Origin of the sequence: Paenibacillus sp. UMB7766-LJ446 (assembly GCF_030226665.1) — a bacterium.
GTDB classification, from domain to species: domain Bacteria; phylum Bacillota; class Bacilli; order Paenibacillales; family Paenibacillaceae; genus Paenibacillus; species Paenibacillus vandeheii.
On sequence record NZ_JASOYM010000009.1, the window covers coordinates 55,086 to 71,379 of the forward strand.

A 16,294-nucleotide genomic window follows, 5' to 3' on the forward strand; every position below is an offset into this window, starting at 1 on the left:
CCTCAACCAAATCGGCCACTAATATAGTCCTGCGTACGCGAATCAACGGGCTCGGCGAACATGTCTTGGGTAGCGGAGTATTCCACGACCTCCCCATTCAGGAAAAACACCGTCTGCTGGGAAACCCGAGCTGCTTGCTGCATATTGTGCGTAACCATCACGATGGTATAGCGTTCCTTCAATTCATGCGTCAGTTCCTCAATTTTGAACGTCGAAACGGGATCAAGCGATGCGGTAGCTTCATCCATCAGTAGAATGTCCGGCTCGACCGCGAGTGCACGTGCGATGCAGAGGCGCTGCTGCTGCCCTCCGGACAGGCTTAGTGCTGAACGCTTCAGGTTATCCTTCACTTCGTCCCACAGGACAGCGGATCGAAGGCTCTGCTCCACAATTTCATCCAGCTTCTTTTTGCCATGAATACCGTGCTGTTTTGGGCCAAAGGCTACATTTTCATAGATGGATTTCGGAAAAGGATTCGGTTGTTGAAACACCATTCCGATTTTCTTGCGTAAGGATTCCACGTGCACTTCACCATTGTAGATATCCGTTCCGCCCACAGCCACCTTACCTTCGATCCGTGTTCCAGGGATCCGGTCATTCATGCGGTTGAGTGTACGCAGCAGCGTGGATTTCCCACACCCGGACGGCCCGATAAAAGCGGTAATAGCCCGCTCCGGGATTTCAATGGAAACATTCTTAAGCGCTTGAAACTCGCCGTAATATAAATTCAGTTTGTTGATTTCAATGATTGGCTGCACAACGTGCCCTCCCGGTGTTGAATTAGAATATATTGCTGGATGAATACGGTGAGCTCCACATGATTCTTATATTCTGTTGGTATGATGCGTCTATTGAATGCGATGCACCCGATAGGTCTGATCCGTACGCCTCTGACGTCTTAAACCTGTGTTTTGCGTGCATTCAGCCAAAGGGGCACACGGAACAAAATATTAATGAGCAAGGCCACAAAAATCAGCACTGCCGTAGCCTTCTGGGCAATTTCCTCCGCATCCGGCACAATCGCTTCCGATTGGATATACCATAGATGCACGGCAAGGGTTCCGCCCGGCGACAACAGATTAAAGTCCCACATCTCCCCGGAAGTCGATACCCCCGCAGTCAAAATGATGACGGCACTCTCTCCGAACGCTCGACCAGCGGTCAGGCAGATGCCCGTCATAATGCCGTTAAGGGCGACCGGCAGCAATACATGGCGGATGGTCTGAAGATGCGTTGAGCCTAACGCAAACGATCCATTACGAAGTTCAACCGGAACCGCACGGACCGACTCCTCCGTAACCCGGGTCAACACAGGCAGATTCAGAAAGGCAAGACTGACCGCTGCGCCCAGAATCGTAAGACCAATCTCAAAATACTCGACAAACAGCGCAATCCCAAACAATCCGAAGATGATTGAGGGCACCGAAGACAGACCCTCCACGCAAATTCTAACGATCTCCATGAGCTTGTTGTTTGGCGCAAATTCCGCCAGATAAATCCCGGCTGCCATACCAATCGGAATGGAGATGAGCAGGGAGAGAATCAACACATAGAACGAGTTGAACAGCGCCGGGCCAATTCCGCCCCCTTCTTCAATCTCGCTCGGCACCCCGTACAGGAAATCCCAGCTCAGCAAAGGCAGCCCCTTTTCCAGAAGCAAGAACAACAAGCCGACGATAAATAAAATGACGATAATGCCTATACCCCATACCAAACCTGTAAAAAGCTTGTCCATGAACATGGAACTGCTCCGCCGTTTGGCAAATGGATAGGTGGGGACCGGAGTTGCCTGCTTTTTTATACTCATGAGGAGTGTCCCCCTTTCTTCTGAAGCATTCTCACTGCTACGATCATCAAGATGGAAATGGCGAGCAGGATAAAGCCCATCATGTACAGGCCATGATTCCAGGTCGAATCGAATTCCACACTAGAAATCTGCATGACAATATTGCTGGTCAGCACTGCGGTGGGCGTGAACAGACTGTTTGCAAGCTGTGCCGTATTTCCGATAACCATTACTACAGCCATCGTCTCCCCAATGGCGCGGGTCATTCCGAGAATGACAGCATACATAATCCCGCTTCTCGCAGCAGGCAGAACCACACGGATTACAGTTTGAAACCGGTTGGCACCGAGTGCATATGCAGCATCCCGGTACTTGTTCGGTACAGCGGATATGGCATCATCACTGATCCGGCTGATTGTGGGCAGCACCATGATCGTAAGAACGATGGACGCCGCAAGTAAACCGTCCGCCAAGTCATGCCCACTGAGATTCCGGAGCCAGGGAATGAGGATTGTCAGTCCCAAGAAACCGTACACCACGGAAGGAATACCAACCAGCAAATCCAGGACAGGACGCAGCGTTTGGCGAAGCCATTTTGGCGTCATCTCGGCCAAAAATACGGCAATAATGACGGAGATCGGAACGGCAAACAGCATGGTAAGACCGGTCAAGGCCAGCGTTCCCAGGATAAAGATTAGCGCCCCGTAATGTTCATTTTCCGGGTCCCAGTTGGTGGAGAAGAAGAACTCGGTCAGTGAAACGTCCGCAAAGGTGAGCACACCTGTGCGAAGCATAAGAACCAGAATGCATAACAGGACCAGGCAAACAAACAGTGTACTGCCGATGCAGACCATACGAAACAGTTTGTTGGACCACCTTAAACGGGCCTTGCGGTCGAACCTTGTTCCCGAACCGGGAGCCTTGCCAAGGCTCGAGCCGAGCTCACTCGGAGCAGCGCTGTTCGAGGATGGATTTAAATCGATCATGAAGGACTCTTCCTTTCACATAGAGAAGCCAGCTTGGCGACCGTGCGCAGAAGCTGGCTATCCCTTTCCTTATGAAATACACAAATGGCGAACGTTCGCAGCCTAGTTATTTAACAGCAGCAAGCGGAATGAATTTCAGCTTTTTCAGGGAACCGTTCTGGAACTTGCTGCTTTGGATGTACTGGATGAACGCTTTGGTTGCTCCCGTAGGTTGACCTTTGGTCATGTAATATCCAATACCCCATACTTTATATGTTTTGTTCAGGACGTTTTTCTCAGTTGGTGCCACGCCATTGATCGATACAGCCTTCATTTTGCTAGTTACATAAGGAAGGTCAATATAACCAATCGCATTAGGTGTCGTTTCAATCGTTGTTTTCATATCACCGCTGGAGCCAACTTCTTTGTAGTTATCTCCTTTGCTCATGAAGTCCTTACCATCCAGTGCTTTTTGTTGGAAGTTAACTCGTGTGCCGGAACCAAACTTACGGTTAACCACAACGATGTTGGCATCCGATCCGCCAACTTCCTTCCAGTTTGTCACTTTGCCGGAGAAGATGTCCTGCAGTTGTTTGGTTGTCAGATTGCTTACACCCACATTGCTGTTCACAACAGCCGTGAACACTGTTACAGCTACCGGATTGGCTACCAAGCCATCAAATTTCTTGAAGCCAGGTACATCTTTGGATGCATCCCAGTCCACTGCACCAATGTCTGCGATCCCTTTACGAACGGATTGAGGACCTGTGATGGAACCTGCTGCGGAAGCGGAGATTTTGACTTTTGGATTATCTTTCTTGAATTCACTGGCAGCCTGAAGCGTGAGCGGAAGCAGCGCTGAGGAACCGTTAATGACAATTTTGCCTTTCTCTGTGCTCTTGGCAGCAGATGCCGTCGTTGCGCCACCAAGTCCACCAATTAGAGATACAGCCATAAGCATTGCTGTGAAGGGTTTGATCCATTTTTTCATGTTAATTAAACTCCTCTCGAATTAAAAAAGCTTTAATGTTACTTCATGTCAAACCTTACTTCGTAACAGCTCTCCAGCTGCCGCCAGCTTGTACCAGAACTCGGCCGTTCTCCACCACTGAGATTTGCGATCCGGCAACGGAAATGGAGGATACGTCAGAAGATACGGTGTACAGCTTGGTTTGTTTGCCAGTTACCGGGTCAATCGAAAGGATCACACTATTGCTGTCATCCTGGGCAGCAAGTACATACAAGATGCCACCCGACAGAATCGCTTGTTCTACATCGTACTCGGCATACACCGACGTAGACTTTTGAGATGAATCCACAGACAGCAATGATGCTTTACCATCTTCGGAAGGTACACTCACGTAGTAAGCTTTTTGTCCGTCAGCAGACCATACAAACACCTTATCATCGGTTGATGTTGTAAGCTTCACAGCCTCTGGTTTCGAACTATCTGTGTTATACGAAAATATTTGCTGTTGGTTGGATGAAAAGTCAATGGAGACATTGTCTTCATCTACATTGGTTGTATCCGAAGTTACTGTACCAAGCGTCGTTACCGTATAGATGAATTTCTTGCCATCAGCAGAAACATTCAGGTTTTCCTTATAGTCCACCTTGTCTTCGACCACTTTCGCAATCGCGCCATCGGCCAAATTCAGCTTAGCAATGACGGAACCTTTATCCCCTTGCAGGAAGTAAATTGCATTCCCGTCAGCAGACCATACCAGTTCCGGCTTAATGCTGTTGTCGCTCGTGATCAGTTTGGAAGACTTGGTCTTCAGATCAATGACGTATACGGCTCCTTCGGCATTCGTATAAGCCGCTTGATCACCGCTCGGAGAAGTGACGAGATCTGATCCACCATCTGTAGTTAACAACAGATCGTATTTACCGCTTGTCGTATTCACGAGATAATCCGTTCTGCCATCGTTGTTGCTCTTGGAAACAATCAACTTGTCCGCTCCGGCAAAACGTGGATTCTCAACTTCTTCGAGCAAGGATACCGTGCTGATTTCAAGCAGTCCGTTTCGTTTGACGATCGTACCGCCAACGCCCGACACCAGTGGACGAAGTGCAACGTAACTTGTACCACCAATAATGGTAACTGGTTGATTCAAATTTACTTTGGCGCCATCTACAACGATTTGTTTGCTTTTGTTTTGCAGTGTTACGGTGTGATCATTCAACTTGATCACTGTCGTTCCACTATTTACTTCTGCTTGCGCGCCAATGGCTTTGATCACATCACGAAGTGACACGAGAGTCTCGCCATTTTTAACGATGGAACGGACGATGATACTGCTACCGTTTATTGTAAGCGTGGAATTTTGTACCTGGGCTGCACTAGCCGCAGGTTTGACTGCAGGAGCAGCCGATACTGCACTAACCACAGAAGTTCCTAACACTGTGGCTACCATGGACACTACTAACGCCTTTTTCATTGACATTATCTCTTGTCACCCTTCTCTATTCCATTTAATTTGACTTGTTTTGTCGTGCCCTGCTGTCTGGTATTCAATGCATGTATCGTCTTTATGAGAGCTTGTCCGGCTCATCCCCCCAAACTTCCACGTTCATAGTAAAAATTACCTATCACGATTGTAATTATAGGAGAGATTTGTAAACGGGAAATCCTGGAATTGTTAACGAATTGTCAATGTTTTCATAACACACAAAAAAGAGTCGCTGGAATACGACCCACGACTCGTTTTTTGTCTTATTTTCCTAGATAAAAAGTTTCATTAATGTATTAAAAACCGGATTCACAATATAACCTGTCGGTTGGATCGAATACCTCTTGCCCGAATTCAGACGACTAATCTTCTCCATTTCCTCGACCGACAGTTCAAAATCAAAGATCTCACTATTTTCTCTGATCCGCTTTGGATTGGATGATTTGGGAATCAAGATGACGCCCCGTTCCAGATGCCAGCGCAAAATGACCTGAGCCACCGTTTTGTGGTGATGATCAGCGATTTCCTTCAATACAGGATGCTGCAACAATACCTTGTTCCCCTGCCCCAACGGACCCCACGCCTCATGTAAAATCTGATGTTTGTCCATATAGGCACGCAGTTCGTTTTGCGGAAATTCCGGATGCGTCTCGATCTGATTGATCATCGGCAAGATTTTCGTGTGCTTCCTTAATTCCTCCAGATGCTGAATCTCAAAGTTGGCGACCCCAATGACTTTGATCTTGCCTTCCTCGTATAATTCCTCCATCGCTTTCCACGTTTCAATATACTTTGGCGAGGCAAAATGGATTAAGTACATGTCAAGGTAATCCACACCCAGTTTGTTTATCGTTTTCTGGAAAGCGTTCTTGGTCGCTTCATAGCCATGATCCGTATTCCAGACTTTCGACGTAATAAAGAATTGCTCACGCGGGATCTGGCTATGCCGGATCTCTGCCCCCAGCGCTTTCTCATTCCCATAGATTCGGGCAGTATCAAAATGTCGGTACCCGACCTGAATGGCCTCGCGAATCGCTGTTGTAAATTCTGCTTCTTTCGTTATTTTGTATACCCCAAAACCCAGTTGGGGAATGGCAACCCCATTTTTGGCTTCAACCACTTTGGTATGCAAATTCATTTTGACCGCTCCTCTCAAAAATAAATCGTAATATACTTGATATATATTATATCTAGTTAAATCCAAAAAAAGAGGTTAACCCTTTTTCTCTTCATGGAACAGATCGGTTAACCGTATTTCTTTTAAATAATTGTGCATTGCGATCTCCGCACCTTCAAGATGATGAATGACCTTTCGTTTCACGTCGTCCACGTCTTGTCCCTGGAGCTTTACATCGGTATGAATTTTAAACAAGTCTTTGCCGGGTTCAACTGCCAGGAATACATCCAACATTGTGATTTCCGATAAAGGCTGAGCAAGCAGTATGCCGCCCTTGGCACCTTCTTTGGCCATCGTCAGTTTGGCGTTATTCAGGTTGCGAATGACTTTAACCGTCGTAGGAACCGGAATATTTAGCTGCTCCGATATCACTTTGGTCGATAGATAATTGTAACAGTTCTTCTCGGTATAGGAGTGAACGTAGAGAAGAATAGAGATTCCCTGTGATAAGGCTGTAGAATATGCCACTTTGATTCATCCTTACTATTTCTTTTCTGAATATACTATATATCTTTTATGTTTAGTTAGCAACTACGGGATCTCCATCCCTTAACTTTACTGAGTTTACTCTACCCTCGATTTCATCGCTGCATATTTACTGGGCGTGATGCCTACAGCAGCCTTGAAAGACCGACTAAACAGATGAATACTCGAAAAGCCAACCTCCTCGGCTATCCGGGTTAAATTATGTGTTCCTTCTATAATTCTTTTCTGGGATTGCTCTATTCTGATATGTGTAACATATTTGTGAAGGGTAATCCCCAGCTTGCTTTTGAACAAATGCGATAAATGGTTCGTCGATACACCGACATGTCTACTGATGGCAGCATTATTTAATTGAGGGTCGGCGTAGCATTCATGAATATAACGAATCGACTTTTCAATGAATGCCCACCCCTTGGTCATGTTCCCCTCTTGGTCCTGATCTTCGGATTGATTTTTGAAGAACAGATGCAGCAACTCCAAACATATGGATTTCGTGATTAACGAAGATCCTCCCCGCTGCTCCTGAAATTCCTTATGCATGAGCGCAAATCTCTTTTTCCATTCGATTCGATCGGCTAGCTGCAAATGAGAGATGGGACGTATGGAAGCCAGCTTCATTTCCCTATCCGCCATATCGGGTCTATCCTCATGGGTCGCACTCGTGTTCTTCAATAAACTTCGCTCTTCATCATAATACAGATCAAAATGAAAAATATATTGAATCAATGGCTGCGTGGAGGTGGACCGAATGATATGAGACATGAATGGATGCATCAGCACCATATCGCCTTCTTGGACCAGGTATTTCACACCACTCAAGAAGAACTCTGCTTCCCCTTGTTCAATGTATGTATACACATGATCGTGGTCTATCCATTCCCCTGCCAAAGAAAATGATTCCGTCATTCTCGCCGCCCTTACGAATGGCGAAATGTTATTCATCCATGGCTCATACACATGTATTCCTCCCTACTGCCTTCTCGCTGTCTGATTTATATCTTGGCAAATACGCTATCAAAGCCTGCTTTGGACTTGGCAAACAATTCACTTGTATCAAGGGTTGAAGCTGGTGCCAGCACCTCTTGCGATACGACGCCTGTGTAACCAATCGCTTGCAGGTTCTTCAAGAACCCCGGCAGATCTATTACTCCCTCTCCAGGGTATAAACGCTCATAATCCAGCAATTCTTCAATGGGCAGATCATAGGCATCATTAATATGGACGTGCACAACTTGTTCCTTCTTTAGATTCAACACTTCTTCGATCGCTAAACCGTTCGTATGCCAATGGTAGGAATCCACCAACAAACCTACATTGGGAGCATGGATCGTTTCGATCCAGTCCAGCGTATCCCCCACACTCCAAATAAATGGATTCTTCCATTGGGTTCGCAGATGATGGCAACCGACAAACTCCAATCCCAGTCGAATTCCATATGCGTCCAGAATATCTGCACACAGTCTCAATCGTCTGGTAGCTGCCGCCATAAACGATGCTGCTGGCTGATCCGTGGAAGGTAAAATATAGGTACAGCAGCTGTAACAGTTCAACGAAGCAGCGGCTTCTGCCATTTGAACCAGAGATTGAAGTCCTTCGCGGAATTGTTCATCTGTGGTTCTCCAATCTACGGTCAGATCGGATGAACCGATGATCACCTGATTGCTTTCCAACAGATGTTTGGCCTGTTCCTGACCCACCTCTTGAATCAATGAGAGCGGATTCAAATCTACAGACTGAAATCCGTATTTTGCAGCATTCGTAATATATTGTTCATTGGACTCGATATTCCCCAACCCAGCTCTTGTTAACCCTCTAATCATTCCAATCTCCTCCTAGGACCAGTCAAACAGTACACCGTTATACTGGTCTTTATTTATTCTTAGGCCTTCGTATGCTTCTTGCGCTTGATCCGGCTTCATCACATGACTGATCAATGGCTCGATATGCAGCTTGTTCTTTAACATCAGTTCAAATACAATGTTCGAATTTCTCACCAGGGAATGCTTAACGAATTCGTTCGGTTCCACCGGGAAGCGCCATTCATGTGCCCCCTTAAACGTAATGCAGCCTCGTCCATACAGGTGGCAGTAGTTCAATATATCGGTGACATCCGTGTTATATTCGCCTCGTGGACTGCCCAGGAAAATAATCTCCCCCAGCTTTGCGATCCACTCCAGACTTTGAACACCTACACTGGGCACACCCGTCGCCTCAATGTGGGTAGAGACACCTGTTCCATTGGTGATGGCGTGTATCTTGTCTTTTACTTTATCTTCTCCGCCATGAAGCGTATAGTCAACCCCACATGCCTGAGCTGTACGGATTCGTTCCGGTGACAGGTCCACACCAATCACCGTTGCACCTTGCAGGCGCGCCAATTGAGCAGCCAAGTTCCCTACCAATCCGAGCCCCGTCACGCCGACAACATCCCCAAGTTCAATATTGGATACACGAACCGAGGTGAACGCCACGGTTGCCATACGGGTGAAGGGAACCCACTTCAAATCCAGCTTTTCAGGTACCTTGATGAAAACGTGCTCTGTGGATACCACTTGATATTCAGCATGTTGACCATAATGGAACACAGCGTCCCCAGGCTGAACATGGTGTACACCATGCCCCACCTCGATCACTTCACTTACACTCGCATACCCCGGACATACGGGAAGCTTGGCCCACTCTTCTTTTCCCGATAACATCGCCAGCTCCGTTCCTGGACTGATAAGGGAGTAGATCATTTTTACCAATACTTCCTTCTCACCTAGGGCTGGCAAAATAAAGTCCCCTTCTACCGTCTCCACTTGGAGCGGACGAGCAAACATGATCTTTCTATTCTTCATCACCTTCACTCCCTTCTTATCATTTTAACTTCAATATAAGACTTTTCATTAGCCATGTCTTTGATTGCAAAACCGATTTTTTATCTAAAACAACGATTTTAAAACCTTTGTAAGTGAATCCAGCATAAACGTAAAAAGACTCACAAGATCCAATGATCTGTGAGCCTCAAGTTCAATCCTATTCAGCCGTGGTGTGATGCGGTGCCGTACACTCATTAGAAGACAGGATACTTCAGGGATATCCAGCCGTCATTGAAACCGTATTGGCCGCATGGTTCCTTTTTTGCTAATTTCACAGCTACACTTGTCACTTCTCAACCGCCAACTACGGCTGCAACCCTCGAATCTCAAACTCATAGATTCGGGCTGCCGTATCGCCGCCCTGCGTTGGTTTCACCACATTCAGCTTCACATAACGAGCCTTAACCAGCGCAATCGCGTCCGACGTTTCGGCTGCCGTGTTCCCCCGTACTTGAACTACATCGGACCAGTTCACACCATCAGCACTGACCTGGATGGAATAGTCGCTCGTATTAAAACCGGACCACTCCCCACCACTCTCCGCATGCTTGATGACAAAACCACTGATCTGATGTTCATTGCCGAGATCAACCTGCAACCAATGCTGCTGATTCCCCAGTGCGCACCACTTGCTGTTGTCTGTCACCTTGCCGTCGATCGCCTTTCCCGCGCCTTCAGCAGGTCCGCAGGCATGGTCCGCAGTCGCCGTTTTGCCAAGTGCGACATTCTTGACCCCGGAAGCGCCCTTGCTGACGGTGATCAAAGCTTGCTTCGTTACCGTATCCTGCCCCGAGCTGTTGGTAGCTGTAAGTGTCACACGGTACGTGCCTTCCTTGTCATACGTTACCACTGGATGCTGCTCCGTGCTGATCCCTGGACTGCCGTTCTCGAAAGTCCATGACCAGCCTTCCGTCACCTCGGAAGAGAGATCGGTGAAATGCACCTGCTGACCCGGTCCGATAAGTGTTGCATCGGCCTTGAATCCTGCTTCCGGCTTCGGATACGCTGGCCACTGGATGGTCACGCTGGCAGCTTGGCCGCGCTCATATTTTGCATTCACTGCCACGACTTTCAGTACAGTCGCCTGTTCCGCATTGATTCTCTTCAGCTCAGGCACATAGAACACGTTATTCGCGGTTGCACCAACCCAAGTCTCTTTGCCGTCGGGCAGCACGCGGTAAATCTCATATTGTTGAACTTCCTCGTCCAACGCTTTCCATTGCAACCTGGCATCGCCGTAAATGCCCCCGCGGAAGTCGGATTGGATGACATTTAATTCTTGAACTGCTTCAAGTGGCTTCACTGGATTAGAATTGTTATGAATGGAAATCTGACCGATATGGATGTCATAATCCGATATGATTTCCTTGCTGTCAAAATACAAAGACAGTGCCACAATCCGCTTTCCTTTGTAAGGCGTCAGATTCAAGATGTCCGTCGTCCAACCCGATGCCATTTTGTCTTTTACATCCAGAAAGACGAACTGGTCAGGATGGTCTGCAAAAGCTAGGCCAACCTTCATGCTCGGCTTGTTCTGTGTTTTGTACGTGATCGACAGCTTGGTAGCTGGCTCAATCTTCAGATCGGTTTGATACAGCTTTAGATGGGTGGTATTTGCTGAACTTAGCGTACCCGCTACCTTGAGGGAACTGCCGCCATAGTAGGCATCCGACCAATCGAGAGAAGGCTTCAACGCCGTGCCTTTACTCTCTGCTAACCAGCGCCATGTCGGAAGCACATCCTGCAAACTGCGGTTATTCCATCCGGTCTCCCGCACCTGCGTGCCATCCACATAAAATTTCTCGCCACCGCCCGTATTGAAGCTGGTGGTGAATGGCAGCTGATCTATCGGCGATGATTCAACCACATTGTTCGCAATCCCTTTCCAAGCCTGGCTTGTCGCCGTATTGGCCGGGTTGCCGTTCTGTCCTACCCAGAATTTATTTTCACGGGCAAAGAAATCAGTCATGCTGTCCGCGCTGTTGAACGACCAATCCGGTCGGTAAATGCCGAGGGAAGTCACAGCCGGTTTCCCCTCAGGAAACAGCGAATTCCATTTCAGACTGGTATCGTATCCTTTAGCTTCGACATCGATGCCTGCGAACAGTTCGAATGGTGATCTGCCCAGGCTCTTGGCTTTGGCAGCTGAACTGCCAAGGTCATTCCACCAAAAGTTCAGGAACATGCTGTCTGATACCTTGTTCCCGTTATCCTGAAGGAACATCGCGTTCCGGTCCGTCAGCGCATTCTGCCAGGAAATATTGCCTTCCTTCGTCATGGAATCATACCAGATGATCTCCATACCCGCGGGCTTATGATCCTGAAGATAACGGAGGAATGCCTTCATCAACTGTGCGTCTGCGGCTGTTCCACCCTCGGTTTCCTGGTTGATAAACCAGCCGTCAAAACCGTAGTACTCAGCGACCTCGATCAGTTTATCCGCCGCCGGGAAGGAACCGTCGCTGCTTTGCTGAAGCATTTGCTTCACCCACTCATATTTGCCACCGTACACCGATGGCGGGAAGAACACCGTGCCCATGATCGGCACTCCGTTCCGGTGTGCCGCATCAATCGTATCAGCGCTTGGCGGCACAATAATACCTTCTCCCGCCGAGCCGCCCCAATATACGAGCTTGTCGACATACTGCCAGTAAGAGAACGTATTCGCAGAGAATGTATCCGAGCCCTGCGATGGAACGCCGCTGGTTCCCTGGTTCAGCGCAGACAACGCCATTACTTTCGCATCTTTCGTTGCATTCGGGTTAACCCCCTCCCCCGTGAAACGGCTCTGGAGCGGAACAGTGCTCCGGTTGAAGGCCGCATCCGGGTCAGAAACCGGATTCCATTGGAGCAATTGATCCGGCAACCAATACGATGAATAAGGTTGCTTCGCCAATGCCGCTGAGGAAAGAGCAGCGCATACCATTATGACCAATATGAGACTAGCACCAAGCTTTTTCATGCCATACCCTCCAATCCAATTTTGGCAATCCAATCAGGGTAAAAAGAAACGCCTGTCAAACCGGACAGACGTTTCCATGTCTACGTTATAATTCAGGCTTATTTTGGATTTGCAGCTTGCCATTCATCGTATTGCTTTTGTGCTTCTGCAATCACTTTATCCAAACCTGCCGCTTTCAACTTCTCGATCGCTTTCGGCAGATGCTCATCCGGATCAACCGCACCCGTCATGATGGATGGGTAGAATTCCTTCACGATGGCGGAGATGGAAGCTACTTCCGTCTTCACCGGGTCAGGATTGAAGTTGAAACCAAAGCTTGGAGCAACCGTCGCGGAATTGTTGAACTCTTTGAACGCTTCCCATTTATCGGCTGGATCTTCCTTGTGCATGTAGGTCAGGAACAGGTTACCCAAGGCAAAGCCAGGCATCTGGAATCCGTCCTTCATCGCTGGCAGGTCCTCAATGACGTTATCCGAAATCTTTTTGTAATGTGTACCTTCAATGCCGTAGTTGATCAGGTTCCGCAGATACGGATCGGTATTCAGCAAGTTCAGGAACATCATGGCCCGTTCCGGGTTCTTGGAGTTCGCCGAAATCGCATGCATAGCGCCTGTTGCCGAGCCGGTGAAAATAACCGGATCCTGCATCGGTGTAGTCACGATATCATAGCCCGCGCTTCTGGACCATCCCAGTTCGGCGTAAGGCTGAGTCTGTTCACGGTCAACAAACCATTTACCCGTCTTGATGTTGTCGATGCCTTCCAATGTCGCTACATCCTTGCGCAGATAACCAGCTTGATAGTATTTGCGGATGGTTTTCAAGGAACTCTTCAGCTCTTCGGATTCCAGCACATTAACGTATTTACTAGTGTCACCGTTCATATTGATGCCGACTGGGAATTCGTCACCCAACAGGAAGTCGAATGCCAGATAAGGCTTAAAGCCCTTCGGAACAGCCAACGGAGTGATGTCGGCCGGCTCATTGTCCTTGATTTCCTTCAGGTAAGGCTCCAGATCCTCTAATGTACGAATCTTGGTGATGTCCATGTTGTATTTATCCACGTACTGCTTGTTGAAGCGCCATACCCATTGCGAAGCCAACTCTTTGTTAACTGGCACGGCATAGTTTTGACCACCGATCTGTGAGCCTGTAAGGAAGCGTGGATCAAGCTGTTCTTTAATGCCCTGACCATACTTATCCAACAGATCATTGATTGGCAGGAATGCTCCTCTAGTAGCATTTGGCAGATAGTCATAAGCCCACGAAGACGTGAAAGCGATATCATAATTTTCGCCCGAAGCGGTAATGACCGGCATCCGTTTGGAATAATCACCCCAGTCAATCATCGTGATGTCGACGGTTGTATTTATTTTCTCCATTAAGTATTTGTTCATTTCTTCCTGTACCATTGGCAGATCGCGTTGTGGACCACCAATCAGATATACCTTGAGCTTCACTGTGTCCTTATCGCCGGATTCTCCCCCGGATGCCGCATTCCCGCTTGTATCATTGGTATTACTGCCACCGCAGCCTGCAAGCATCGTAGCAAAAGCAAGCATCAAAGCAGCCATGAGCAGAGCGATTTTTCTTGTCTTCATGTGTATCCCCCTTATTAATGTTATTGTTACTGCCCTTTGGGGGCAGGCATAACCAGACTTATTCTTTGACCGAACCAATGGTCAAACCCTGTATAAAATACTTTTGGAAAAACGGATACGCCAGTGCAACAGGCAGTGTAGCCAAGACAACCATCGCCATGCGGACGGTCTCCGTTGGCAGTGTCGAGGCAATGTCGTAGGACACGACCCGGCTGCTGTTTTGCACAACAAAATCCATATTGTTCTGTATTCGAATCAACAATGTCTGGAGCGGAATCAATTTCGCATTGTCGATATAGAGCAGCGCATTGAACCAATCATTCCAGAATCCTAACGTACTGAACAATCCGATAGTCGCAATGCCCGGCAACGAAATCGGCAGTACGATGCGCGTATAGATACCGAATTCAGTAGCTCCGTCGATTTTGGCCGACTCAATAACTGCATCCGGCACGGTGGTCGTGAAAAATGTACGCATAACGATAATGTAAAAAGCGTTCATGATCGACGGCAGGATCAGCGCCCATATCGAATCCCGCAAGTGCAGCACCTGCGTAACCACAATGTAACTGGGAACGAGACCGCCGGAAAATAGCATGGTAAAGAAGGCCAAAAAGCTGAAAAACCGACGCTGTGCAAAATTTTTGCGCGAGATGGCATACGCATACGTAGTGACCAAATACAGTGTCAGCGCGGTTCCGACAACCGTCACCGTTAAGGTAACCCCAAATGATTGTGCCATCTGCTGCCCGGATTCCATAAGGAATCGGTAGGCATCCAGCGTCCAGACTTCAGGGAACAACTTAAATCCATTGATCGCCAGCGTCTTCTCATCGGTAAATGAGATGATGATGATGAACAGAAATGGAAAGATACAAGATAAGGCAAACAGACCGATGGCTATATTAAAAATCACATTGGATAACGGTGAAATGGCATTCAGATCTTTTGGTTTCTTTCTACTCCTCTTCGCAGGGGCAGATACCCGCTTTATCGGTTCGCTTAAGTTACTCATGGATAGCACCTCCCTTGCCGCAGCCTAGAATACGGCATAATCCTTCTCAATTTTACGCACAGCATAATTAGCCAGCAGGACAAGAATCAAACCAACAACCGATTGATACAATCCTGTAGCCGTACTCATTCCCGTATCGCCCATAATGGTTAAGCCGCGGTATACAAACGTGTCGATGACATTGGTGACCGGATACAGTGCACCGGAATCTCGCGGAACCTGATAGAACAATCCAAAGTCGGAACGGAAGATACCGCCAATCGCCAGAATGGTCAGAATGATCATTAGCGGCCTGAGCAGTGGCAGCGTAATGTACCTGATCTGTTTCCACTTGGTAGCGCCGTCGATCATCGCTGCCTCATAATAAGAGCGGTCGATACCCGCGATTGCTGCCAGATAGACTACGCTGCCATAACCTGCACCTTTCCACAGGCCGAGCAGAATGAGAAAATACGGCCAATACCCTGTCTCGCTGTACCAACTGACCGGATCTCCTCCGAAATAGGTAATGATCTGGTTGAACACACCCTTTTCCACACTCAGAAACGAAAAGACGAAATAACTGATAATAACCCAGGACAAGAAATAAGGCATAAACATCGCGGTTTGGTAGATCTTCGCCAGCCGTTTATTCAGCAGTTCGTTCATAATGATCGCAAGCGTCACTGCGAGCACCAATCCGAGAAAGATGAGACCCAGGTTATACAGAATGGTATTACGTGTGATGATATAGGCGTCACTGGTTGAGAACAGAAACTCAAAGTTCTTGAACCCGACCCAATCGCTTTTTAGAACGCTTTCAAGAAATCCGCCCGGATGAATCCGGAAGTCCTTAAAAGCAATAATCGTTCCGAACATTGGCAAATAGGCAAAAATGATAAACCACGCTGCTCCCGGCAGTACCAGCAGAAGAAACGCCTTGTTCTTCATCAGACTTTTGAAGATGCCCAGCACGGCTGTCCCTCCTTATAATCGCATTCACTGTCGCTTA

At 47.8% G+C, this 16,294-nt stretch carries 14 protein-coding genes; all 14 read right to left on the bottom strand.

Features of this window, described 5'->3' with window-relative positions; genetic code table 11:
• Positions 1–2 precede the first annotated feature (2 nt).
• Entirely contained in the window at positions 3–758 is a 756-nt protein-coding gene (gene pstB, locus QP794_RS21210) for a phosphate ABC transporter ATP-binding protein PstB (RefSeq protein ID WP_024628714.1), read from the bottom strand.
• A 140-nt stretch (positions 759–898) separates the two neighbouring features.
• Positions 899–1,807, bottom strand: a complete 909-nt coding sequence (pstA, locus tag QP794_RS21215) for a phosphate ABC transporter permease PstA (RefSeq protein ID WP_285078759.1) — start codon at positions 1,805–1,807, stop codon at positions 899–901.
• Positions 1,804–2,772: a phosphate ABC transporter permease subunit PstC gene (pstC, locus tag QP794_RS21220; protein ID WP_094938354.1), complete on the bottom strand. Its 969-nt coding sequence runs from the start codon at positions 2,770–2,772 to the stop codon at positions 1,804–1,806. The genes pstA and pstC overlap by 4 nt, the downstream gene beginning before the upstream one ends.
• A gap of 106 nt (positions 2,773–2,878) precedes the next feature.
• Positions 2,879–3,742 (bottom strand): phosphate ABC transporter substrate-binding protein, encoded by an 864-nt coding sequence (locus tag QP794_RS21225; RefSeq protein ID WP_079350563.1) that lies wholly within the window; start codon positions 3,740–3,742, stop codon positions 2,879–2,881.
• 55 nt (positions 3,743–3,797) lie between these two features.
• Entirely contained in the window at positions 3,798–5,192 is a 1,395-nt protein-coding gene (locus QP794_RS21230; protein ID WP_285078760.1) for a stalk domain-containing protein, read from the bottom strand.
• Between the two features lie 283 nt (positions 5,193–5,475).
• Positions 5,476–6,342 (bottom strand): aldo/keto reductase, encoded by an 867-nt coding sequence (locus QP794_RS21235; RefSeq protein WP_285078761.1) that lies wholly within the window; start codon positions 6,340–6,342, stop codon positions 5,476–5,478.
• Positions 6,343–6,417: 75 nt separating this feature from the next.
• A complete protein-coding gene (locus QP794_RS21240) occupies positions 6,418–6,849 on the bottom strand; it encodes an RrF2 family transcriptional regulator (RefSeq protein ID WP_179132919.1) in 432 nt (143 codons plus the stop codon).
• A 96-nt stretch (positions 6,850–6,945) separates the two neighbouring features.
• Entirely contained in the window at positions 6,946–7,824 is an 879-nt protein-coding gene (locus tag QP794_RS21245; protein ID WP_285078762.1) for an AraC family transcriptional regulator, read from the bottom strand.
• Between the two features lie 35 nt (positions 7,825–7,859).
• A complete protein-coding gene (locus tag QP794_RS21250; protein ID WP_285078763.1) occupies positions 7,860–8,687 on the bottom strand; it encodes a sugar phosphate isomerase/epimerase family protein in 828 nt (275 codons plus the stop codon).
• A 12-nt stretch (positions 8,688–8,699) separates the two neighbouring features.
• Positions 8,700–9,707 (bottom strand): zinc-dependent alcohol dehydrogenase, encoded by a 1,008-nt coding sequence (locus QP794_RS21255; protein ID WP_285078764.1) that lies wholly within the window; start codon positions 9,705–9,707, stop codon positions 8,700–8,702.
• 325 nt (positions 9,708–10,032) lie between these two features.
• Positions 10,033–12,690 carry an endo-beta-N-acetylglucosaminidase gene (locus tag QP794_RS21260; protein WP_285078765.1) on the bottom strand — a complete coding sequence of 886 codons (2,658 nt, stop codon included), beginning with the start codon at positions 12,688–12,690 and terminating at the stop codon, positions 10,033–10,035.
• Positions 12,691–12,788: 98 nt separating this feature from the next.
• Positions 12,789–14,288, bottom strand: a complete 1,500-nt coding sequence (locus QP794_RS21265; RefSeq protein ID WP_285078766.1) for an ABC transporter substrate-binding protein — start codon at positions 14,286–14,288, stop codon at positions 12,789–12,791.
• Between the two features lie 58 nt (positions 14,289–14,346).
• Positions 14,347–15,303, bottom strand: coding sequence for a carbohydrate ABC transporter permease (locus QP794_RS21270; protein WP_285078767.1), 957 nt, complete (start codon positions 15,301–15,303; stop codon positions 14,347–14,349).
• Positions 15,304–15,327: 24 nt separating this feature from the next.
• Positions 15,328–16,233, bottom strand: a complete 906-nt coding sequence (locus QP794_RS21275) for an ABC transporter permease (protein WP_373456334.1) — start codon at positions 16,231–16,233, stop codon at positions 15,328–15,330.
• Positions 16,234–16,294 lie beyond the last annotated feature (61 nt).

What these genes read in the sequence shown, in the direction of transcription:
- pstA (WP_285078759.1), bottom strand. Translation starts at nt 1,807, where the DNA reads ATGAGTATAAAAAAGCAGGCAACTCCGGTCCCCACCTATCCATTTGCC.
- pstC (WP_094938354.1), bottom strand. Translation starts at nt 2,772, where the DNA reads ATGATCGATTTAAATCCATCCTCGAACAGCGCTGCTCCGAGTGAGCTC.
- QP794_RS21225 (WP_079350563.1), bottom strand. Translation starts at nt 3,742, where the DNA reads ATGAAAAAATGGATCAAACCCTTCACAGCAATGCTTATGGCTGTATCT.
- QP794_RS21230 (WP_285078760.1), bottom strand. Translation starts at nt 5,192, where the DNA reads ATGAAAAAGGCGTTAGTAGTGTCCATGGTAGCCACAGTGTTAGGAACT.
- QP794_RS21235 (WP_285078761.1), bottom strand. Translation starts at nt 6,342, where the DNA reads ATGAATTTGCATACCAAAGTGGTTGAAGCCAAAAATGGGGTTGCCATT.
- QP794_RS21250 (WP_285078763.1), bottom strand. Translation starts at nt 8,687, where the DNA reads ATGATTAGAGGGTTAACAAGAGCTGGGTTGGGGAATATCGAGTCCAAT.
- QP794_RS21255 (WP_285078764.1), bottom strand. Translation starts at nt 9,707, where the DNA reads ATGAAGAATAGAAAGATCATGTTTGCTCGTCCGCTCCAAGTGGAGACG.
- QP794_RS21260 (WP_285078765.1), bottom strand. Translation starts at nt 12,690, where the DNA reads ATGAAAAAGCTTGGTGCTAGTCTCATATTGGTCATAATGGTATGCGCT.
- QP794_RS21265 (WP_285078766.1), bottom strand. Translation starts at nt 14,288, where the DNA reads ATGAAGACAAGAAAAATCGCTCTGCTCATGGCTGCTTTGATGCTTGCT.
- QP794_RS21270 (WP_285078767.1), bottom strand. Translation starts at nt 15,303, where the DNA reads ATGAGTAACTTAAGCGAACCGATAAAGCGGGTATCTGCCCCTGCGAAG.
- QP794_RS21275 (WP_373456334.1), bottom strand. Translation starts at nt 16,233, where the DNA reads ATGAAGAACAAGGCGTTTCTTCTGCTGGTACTGCCGGGAGCAGCGTGG.